Source organism: Clostridium puniceum (assembly GCF_002006345.1).
Classification (GTDB): Bacteria; Bacillota; Clostridia; order Clostridiales; family Clostridiaceae; genus Clostridium; species Clostridium puniceum.
Map to the genome: position 1 here is coordinate 1 of NZ_LZZM01000146.1, position 698 is coordinate 698.

Consider the following 698-nt stretch of genomic DNA (forward strand, 5'->3'; position numbering starts at 1 on the left):
ATTTTGCGTAGCAACTAATAATAATGATGTTCTTTGAAAAGTGAATAATGCGGTACTTATAAAATATGTTATAATTAATAAGGGAAAGATAATTACATTTAGCAGAAAGGGTGAACTTGATGGATGTATTCGACTCTTATTTTTAATATTTTAAGAAATTGAGGAGAAGAGTATGATTAAAAATTTTAATTTAAGCCAATTAGATGTAGTAATGAAAATTTGGATTGACACTAATATAGATGCCCATAATTTTATAAAAAAGGAATATTGGATTAATAATTATGATTTGGTTAAACAAATGTTACCGTCAGCGGATATTTATATATTTGAAGAAAATAATGTTATAAAGGCTTTTATAGGAGTTATAGAAGGAAATTATATAGCAGGACTTTTTGTAAAAAAAGAATATCAAGGAGAAGGGATAGGTCAGAAGTTAATAGAGTATTGTAAGTCTAAATATTTTCATCTTAAATTAGATTTGTTTATAAAAAACAAAAATGCAGTAAATTTTTATTTAAAAAACGGTTTTAAAGTTTTGGATGAGCATTTTAGTGAAGAAACAAAGGAGATTGAATATACTATGTCTTTCGGTAATAAATAATTTAGAGTATAACAAAATATGAAATTAAGAGAATACCGCATTATTCAGAAATGAATTTGCGGTATTTTTTGTTGTACGATACTACGCAATACAAATA

1 protein-coding gene is annotated in these 698 nt (G+C 24.9%); it reads left to right on the forward strand.

The annotated features are described in order from the left end of the window. Nucleotides 1-172 precede the first annotated feature (172 nt). The gene (locus CLPUN_RS11075; RefSeq protein ID WP_077847342.1) at nucleotides 173-601 is read left to right on the forward strand and encodes an N-acetyltransferase; all 429 of its coding nucleotides are present in this window, start codon (nucleotides 173-175) and stop codon (nucleotides 599-601) included. Nucleotides 602-698 lie beyond the last annotated feature (97 nt).